Origin of the sequence: Burkholderia sp. RF4-BP95, assembly GCF_001521985.1 — a bacterium.
Lineage (GTDB): Bacteria > Pseudomonadota > Gammaproteobacteria > Burkholderiales > Burkholderiaceae > Burkholderia > Burkholderia diffusa.
On sequence record NZ_LOSX01000035.1, the window covers coordinates 21,544 to 29,123 of the forward strand.

The following is a 7,580-nucleotide window of genomic DNA, read 5'->3' on the forward strand; positions in this document are numbered from 1 at the left end:
GCGCGCATGAGCATTCTGCAGTTGGCGCAGCGCCTCGCGCATCCGCGTCGCATTCAGGGGCCCATCATTGAGGCGCCGCTTGCGGATGTCGCGATCGGCGAACTGTGTCTGATTCGGGCGCACACTGAGGCGCGAGAGGCGGTAGGGCGGGCCCAGGTGGTGGGGCTCCGCGATGACGTGGCGGTACTGAGCACGCTTGGCACGACCACGGGTTTGTCGCGCCAGGCCGTGTTGGTGCCGACCGGTGCGCGATTGACGGTCGATATGTCCGTGGACATGCTCGGCAGCGTCGTGGACGCGACGGGCCAACATGTCGCTTCGTTGCGCGAAAACGCTCCGGTCGGTGGTGGCAGGCAGCGGATGGAGATCGACGCACCCCCGCCGGATTTCAGGCAACGGCGTGTGATCGACACCTGCATGCCGACCGGCATCCGGGCGATCGACGGGCTGCTGACCTGCGGGGTCGGGCAGCGGGTGGGAATCTTCGCTGCGGCAGGCTGTGGCAAGACGTCGCTGATGAATATGCTGATTGAGCACGCGGCCGCTGACGTGTATGTGGTCGCGCTGGTGGGGGAGCGCGGACGCGAAGTCTCGGAATTCGTCGAGCGCGTGCGGGCGTCATCGCGTCGTGACCGGACCATCGTCGTCTATGCGACCTCCGATCGTTCGTCGGTGGATCGCTGCAATGCAGCGTTGGTCGCGACTGCGATCGCCGAATATTTTCGGGATATGGGCATGAATGTGATGCTGTTCCTGGACTCCATGACACGTTACGCCCGGGCCTTGCGCGATGTTGCGCTTGCAGCGGGCGAACCGCCGGCGCGACGTGGCTATCCGGCGTCGGTATTTGAAACCATGCCCCGCCTGCTCGAACGGGCTGGGCGCACCGAGACAGGCAGTATTACCGGGTTTTATACCGTTCTCCTCGAAAACGAGGACGAGCCGGATCCGATCGGCGACGAGGTGCGATCGATTCTCGACGGGCATATTTATTTGAGTCGCAGCCTGGCAGGCCAGGGGCATTATCCTGCAATCGATATCCTGCAAAGCGCCAGCCGCTTGTTCGAGGACGTGACGACTTCGGATCATCACCGATTGTCGCGACAGTTTCGCAGTCACTTGGCGCGTCTGGACGAGATGCAGATTCTGGTCGACCTGGGTGAATATCGACCTGGAGAAAATCCCGACAACGACAGAGCCATGGCGAAGCGCGCGGAGCTCGATGCTTTTCTGCAGCAGCCGTTGAACGAACGGGCCGATTTTGGCCAGACACTGGAGCGGATGAGTGAAGCCGTCTAAGCGCATCGCTGCGTTGTCAAACGTGCTGGTGCATCGAGCAAGTGCTATCCAGGCTCAGCTGGCGCGTGAACGTCAGCATCTGGGCGCTATCGAGCACGAGATCGATACGCATACCAATGCGATTGCGCATTTGCGCGACGAGTTGGTTACCACGTTGACGCCGTCTGGTGTGGTGCGTCGCAATGCGTTGATGCGGATTCGCGGCCAGCAGGCGGTGGGACGTTTCCAGATCGCGTGCCATCAATTGGAGGTGACGGAGCTGGAGGCGAGTCGAAACGAGGCGAGAGAGGCGATCGCGAAAGCGCAGAGCGCCGCAACAGCACTGAGACGCAGGCAAAAAAAACACGAGAAGTGGATGTGTCGAATGCGGGCGCAGCGTCTGTTGCGGCAGGATCTTCAAATGGAATCGGAAACGATGGAAAGAGTGGGATATGACCACGATCGATAACGTGTCCCGGCCAGGTGCAACGGGAATGGATGAATCAGATCATCACGCATCTGACACGACGACGCTCAAGCAGCGATGCCAGAAGGCAATGGCTGACCGGCGCAATGTCGCGACGGACGGCGCAGAGCGGGAGGTTTACGCCGTGACTGACGATATGGGGCAGGCGCCGGATAAGGAGGATTTTTCCCGCCGCGCGACGCATCGCAAGTCCTCGGAACGTGAGCGCAAGCGTGAACGTGATCCTGGTAGCGGATGTGGCGTGATGTTGTGGGGGGCACCCGTGCCAGATCGTCAACTTTCGGCTCGCTTTGATGGTGCCGGGCGAGCGATTTCCCTGTCTGCCCAACAAGTGATGGCCGGAGGCCATGAGGCACGACTGGCAAACGTACGGCAGGGTCGTGAGGGCGGTCGGATGGACGGCGGTACGCGGCCCGTGCATGTGAGGGCTACTGGTCAGGAGCCGCCTCGCGCCCACGGCAACGGGGAAGTGAGTGCCGGCAGCCGCGTGGACAAGCGTGACGCACATCCGGCAAACGTGCGATCGGATCGCGAGGGCGGGCAAGCAGGCTTGCTTGCACAGTCCGCTCACGCGGGATCTGTTGAACTGGTGCAGCCGCGCGCTCACGGCGCGGGGCAAGGGAGCGTTGGCGGCCACGTGGAGACGCGCGAAGCGCCACTGGCAAGCGCACAGTCCGCTCATGCGGGATCTGTTGGGCCGGTGCCGCCGCGCGCCAACGATGCGGGGCAAGTAGGCGGCGGCAACCACACTAAGAAGCGCGAGGCGCTACCGACAAATGCGCGACAGGCCCAGCAGGGCGGGCTAGCGGACCTTCGTGCGTCGCCGGCCCGTGCCGGAATGCATGGAGATACGTCGCGTCATACTGACGGCTCGCCCACGATAAATGGATGGCATCCGCAAGGTGCGGTCAGCGGGAATGCCGGCCATGGACAGGATGTGTCCCAGGATTTCGCCAAGCCGCCGCGTGCAGAGTTGACGCGATGGACGCGTCTCGATTCGCCGGCTACCTCGACAGCGAGCTTTGTCCGGTCGACCACATCAACGGGTCGCACAATTCGCTATCAATTTAATTCCTGGACCGGGGAACCCGCAGTCGACGTCCGAACCGATGTTCCGGGACCGATGCAGAAGTTCACTGTGTCGACCTCGGACGAGACTGTGGCGAACGCACTGTCTCGATATCAGGATGGGCGGCCCGGCACGGTGGCGATTCAACGTGAGGGCGGAGGCCAAGAGAAGTCGCACCGACATCGGGCTCAGTGGACGCAGGACGACGAATGACGGATGCACGATTGAAACTCAGGCAAGTGGACACGCGGGTACCGCGATTGGTGCAGCATGTCGCAGGTTGGTCTGCCGGGCATGCGGCAACCGTTCAAACGATTTGTCTGCGACGAGGAATGGTTCGGATTGAAGCCATGGCGGCAGGGCAGCGCTATGTTGGTTGGGCCAATGCAGTCGAATTGGCACGGAATGCGTACCCGGCGTGGCGTGATGTCGCGTGGCAGGCGGTAGATGCGCGGCACTTGTGTGCGTTGATGAATGAAGATGACGCAATTCGTCGCGTATTGGTGGCACCTGCAGCTGGCTGGTGTGACGTGAAGTGTATGTGCGTTCTGGACGCAGATAGTCCTCCTGAGCCCGTCTTGCGGGTGGAGGCAAAGGGGCGCATTGCCGTCAGTTTCGTGGAGTTGCCAGCTCGACTGCCGGTCTGCGACAGCGCCGCGCGTGCGGCTCGTGTGCCGATCACGCTGCGTTATGCGTTGGGCCGGACGGAGGCGCCGTTGGTGACATTGCGACGCCTGCGTGTCGGTGATGCCATATTAATTCAGACGTGGGCTCCGGAGGTCAAGGCGAGTAGCCAGAGGATGTTCACGTTTTCGCTAGAAGGAAACACGATGATCTTGAATGACAAAAGCGACGGTGCGCAGGCAAGCGCGACGCCCGCCGGTGGGGAAGCCCGCCATGCGCGCGCAAGCGATGGGCGTCCGTTTGAAGTGGATGCACTGCCCGTCAAGCTTGAGTTTGTGCTCGAGCAGAACGAAACGACAGTCGCAGAGGTCGCCGCACTCCATGCTGGCATGGTGGTGCCGTTGGCGCCCGGTGCCGAGCGCGAGGTGACCATTTATGCCAATGGCCGCTACTTGGCTCGGGGTGAACTGATCCAGGTTGGTGAAAGGCTCGCGGTTGAGCTGCAATCGATCGAATTGGCTGAGCCGAAGTGAGGTGCAATGCTGAATCATGATGTACTGCTAATTGCGATCCTGTCGGCTGCGACCCTGTTGCCTTTTGTGATCGCGTCCGGAACGTGTTACGTCAAATTTTCCGTCGTGCTGGTGCTAGTGCGCAATGCGCTGGGGATCCAGCAGGTGCCGTCGAACTTGGCCCTGAACAGTATTGCGCTGATTTTGTCGCTGTTTGTGATGATGCCGGTTACCCATAGGGCTTATGAATATCTGCAGTCGCATCAGGTCAATGTCATGGACAGTCAATCGTTGAACGATTTCGTTGATGGCGGGCTGGGTGACTACAAGCGATACCTTGAGCGCTATGCGGATCCGGGGCTGGTCAAGTTCTTTGCACAGGCACAAACGGCAGGGGCTAACAATGCCGATGGGGATGCGGGCGCTGTCACGAACGAGGATGCGGGCGCCAACGCGCACTCGCTGATGGTATTGCTGCCGGCCTATGCGCTCAGCGAGATCAAAAGCGCCTTCAAGATAGGCTTCTATCTCTATGTGCCGTTTCTGGTGGTCGACCTGATTGTGTCCAATGTGCTGCTGGCTTTGGGCATGATGATGATGAGTCCGGTGACGATTTCCGTGCCGATCAAGTTGATTTTGTTTGTCGCGATGGACGGCTGGACGCTAATCTGCAAGGGCATGATCATGCAATACATGAATTTGATGAAGTAGCGATCACGCTTGCTAATCGCGGTTGATGACAGGACATAAAATTGGGTGAACTAAGTTATATCGGCAGCAAGGCCATTGTGCTTGTGATTCTGCTGTGCGCGGTGCCAGTGGCGGTGGCGACGATTGTTGGGTTGATTGTCGGCCTGTTTCAGACCGTCACGCAGATTCAGGACCAGACTCTGCCTTTCGGGATCAAGCTGCTTGCCGTATTTGGTTCGTTGCTGCTTCTGTCGAACTGGATCTCGGCCAAGTTGATCGCGTTTGCCATCGAGGCCGTGACAATCGGACTGAAGTAAGGGGGCGGTGTGTCGGATTACACGCTGTTTGCCCAATACTATCGCGAGCTCGGTTCACTGGCGATCGGCTATGCCCGCGTGGCGCCCGTTTTTTATCTGCTGCCATTCCTGAGCGACCGGACCGTGTCCAATGCGATCGTCAAGAACATGGCGATCTTCATGGTCGTGCTGGGTTTGTGGCCTGCCATGGCGCATCCACATCCGGGCACCTGGGGCGAATTGCTGGCGCTGATGATGCAGGAAGTAATGGTGGGTCTCGTGTTGGGGCTGACGCTGGCACTGCCTTTTTGGGTCGCCACTGCATTGGGCGAGCTGATCGATAATCAACGCGGCGCCACGATCAGCGATTCGCTGGATCCTGCAACGGGCATCGAAGCATCAGTGTTTTCGCCATTTGTGAGCCTCATGTATGCAGCGATCTTCCTTCAGCAAGGCGGGATGCTTGTGATCGTGCAGGCGATCGCCGACAGCTATCGACAAGTGGCGGTCGGAGGCGTTCTGCATGTCGATCTGCTGCGCTTTGGCACCTTACTGACTGATTCGGTGGCGAAGGGATTGGTGCTTTCCGCGCCCGTTGCGATCGTGATGTTCCTGTCGGACGTGCTGCTGGGGTTGTTTTCGCGCTTTTGCCCGCAGGTGAACGCATTTTCTTTGTCGCTGAGTATCAAGAGCGTGTTGGCGTTCGTGATTTTGCATTTCTATTTCGTGGATGCGGTGCCTTCGGCGCTCACGCGTGTGTTCGGACTCCATCCGTTCGCACAATTTTTCACTTGACGTATGGCTGAAAAGACTGAGAAACCCACTCCGAAGAAACTGCGCGATGCGGCGAAGAAGGGGCAAACCTTCAAGTCGAAGGATCTGACGACGCTGATTGAACTGGCGGTCGGGGCGGTGGCGACGGTGTGGCTCGTGGATGTCCGGAAGGTCATGGACGTTCTGAATGCATTGGCCGTGCAACGTGAACTTCCAACGCCGCATGCATTTTTGTCGGCATGCGTTCGGGAAGCGTTGTTCATCGTTGTGCCGCTGCTCATCGTGTGCGTGGTTGCGAGTGCCTTGCCAAGCCTGATCATGAGTCGGTTTGCAGTGGCAACCGAAGCGATCAAGTTCGATTTGAGCGCGATTAACCCAATTAGCGGGTTCAAGAAGATATTTAGTCTGAAAACGCTAAAGGAATTGCTGAAGGCAATACTGTATCTGATCGTCACTGGTGTAACCATCAAACTGTTTGTGGCAGAGAAATCGCGCACCCTATTCCGTACCTTTGATCTGCCAACGATGGCAGTTGGGCATGTGTGGATGCGATTGACGCTGGAGTTGATCCTGCTTTTCCTCGCCTGTTCGGTGCCGGTGGTGGTCATAGACGCCGTGGCCGAATACCTGCTGTATTACAAAAATCTCAAGATGGACCGTCATGAGATCGAGCAGGAGCATAAGAATACCGAAGGGGACCCTGAGATCAAGGGACGTCGTCGCGAGGTCCACATTGAGCTTTTGTCTGAAGAGACGAAAGCGAATATTCGGCAGTCCGACGCGATGTTGGCCAATCCGACCCACATCGCGATCGGAATTTACATGAATACGGCCATCGCGCCGCTGCCGTTTGTGTCTGTGCGTGAAACCAACGCGCGGGCACTGGCCGCGTTACGTTACGCAGAGCAGGTGGGCGTGCCCGTGGTGCGGGATATTGCGCTGGCGCGTTCGATCTACCGCCACTCACGGCTGTATACGTTTGTGGATATCGAAGATCTTCGACAGGTATTCGAGGTATTGAAGTGGTTGAGGGAGGTGGAGCGCGCGAACCAGCCGGACGTGGTGCCGGACGACAGCGCAGACGAGCGTGTGCGTCCGGATGTCGCAGAGGATTGACAAATAGATTAATTGTATTTCGCATGATTTTTGAAAGTTGTTTCGTGGGGCGGAGCGTACAGTGAATCGTGTTGCATCGCCGCATCGAAACGCATTGATTGGCTAACAATTGACCGCTATGAGGATGTGGTATGGCCCAAAAAACGCGTGACTCCGATGTATTTGAATTGGAAGAGATGGCGCCGTCGATGTTTGAGGCAATTCAGGCTGGCGCGACCATCAAGGATATGCAGGGTATCTCCCAGGACTTGATGGATGGCATCTATGCCTATGCGTATCGATTCTATCAGCAGGGGCGTCTGGACGAGGCGGAGGTGTTCTTCCGGTTTCTGTATATCTACGATTTTTACAACGTGGACTATGCGATGGGACTGGCCGCCGTGTTTCAACTCAAGAAGAGCTACGCAAAAGCTATCGACCTTTATGCGCTGGCGTTCGCGTTGGCAAAGGACGATTATCGGCCGATGTTTCATGTAGGTCAGTGTCATTTGATGATGGGTCGGGCAGCGCTGGCGCGTCACAGCTTCGACGAAGTTGTGGTCAATTCGCAGGACGAGCGGCTCAAGGTCAAGGCGCAGGCTTATCTGGATGGGCTCAGCGCGGTAGATGGTGGGGTGCAACAAGACGAACCCACTCAACAATCATGAGGAAGTAGTACCTATGGCTTCTATTCAACAAAGTCTTCAGAACATCAATCGGTATCAGCGGCACGCTACGCTGCCGATGCTGCGTCA

At 58.2% G+C, this 7,580-nt stretch carries 8 protein-coding genes; all 8 read left to right on the forward strand.

Annotation, left to right across the window (positions count from 1 at the left end; genetic code table 11):
- Positions 1-6: 6 nt before the first annotated feature.
- Positions 7-1,299 (forward strand): type III secretion system ATPase SctN, encoded by a 1,293-nt coding sequence (sctN, locus tag WS46_RS14970; protein WP_059532874.1) that lies wholly within the window; start codon positions 7-9, stop codon positions 1,297-1,299.
- Positions 1,286-1,747 carry a hypothetical protein gene (locus WS46_RS14975; protein ID WP_156437312.1) on the forward strand — a complete coding sequence of 154 codons (462 nt, stop codon included), beginning with the start codon at positions 1,286-1,288 and terminating at the stop codon, positions 1,745-1,747. Before sctN ends, WS46_RS14975 begins: the two co-directional genes overlap by 14 nt.
- Positions 1,748-3,043: 1,296 nt before the next feature.
- Positions 3,044-3,991, forward strand: coding sequence for a type III secretion system cytoplasmic ring protein SctQ (sctQ, locus tag WS46_RS14985; RefSeq protein ID WP_082722053.1), 948 nt, complete (start codon positions 3,044-3,046; stop codon positions 3,989-3,991).
- A 6-nt stretch (positions 3,992-3,997) separates the two neighbouring features.
- On the forward strand, positions 3,998-4,681 hold the full coding sequence (locus WS46_RS14990; protein ID WP_059532886.1) for an EscR/YscR/HrcR family type III secretion system export apparatus protein: 684 nt from the start codon (positions 3,998-4,000) through the stop codon (positions 4,679-4,681).
- 41 nt (positions 4,682-4,722) lie between these two features.
- On the forward strand, positions 4,723-4,977 hold the full coding sequence (gene sctS, locus WS46_RS14995) for a type III secretion system export apparatus subunit SctS (protein WP_059532888.1): 255 nt from the start codon (positions 4,723-4,725) through the stop codon (positions 4,975-4,977).
- Between the two features lie 9 nt (positions 4,978-4,986).
- Positions 4,987-5,751 carry a type III secretion system export apparatus subunit SctT gene (sctT, locus tag WS46_RS15000; protein WP_059532891.1) on the forward strand — a complete coding sequence of 255 codons (765 nt, stop codon included), beginning with the start codon at positions 4,987-4,989 and terminating at the stop codon, positions 5,749-5,751.
- Positions 5,752-5,754: 3 nt separating this feature from the next.
- The gene (locus WS46_RS15005) at positions 5,755-6,846 is read left to right on the forward strand and encodes an EscU/YscU/HrcU family type III secretion system export apparatus switch protein (RefSeq protein ID WP_059532895.1); all 1,092 of its coding nucleotides are present in this window, start codon (positions 5,755-5,757) and stop codon (positions 6,844-6,846) included.
- A gap of 131 nt (positions 6,847-6,977) precedes the next feature.
- On the forward strand, positions 6,978-7,493 hold the full coding sequence (gene sicA, locus WS46_RS15010; protein ID WP_059532898.1) for a type III secretion system translocator chaperone SicA: 516 nt from the start codon (positions 6,978-6,980) through the stop codon (positions 7,491-7,493).
- Positions 7,494-7,580: the final 87 nt, after the last annotated feature.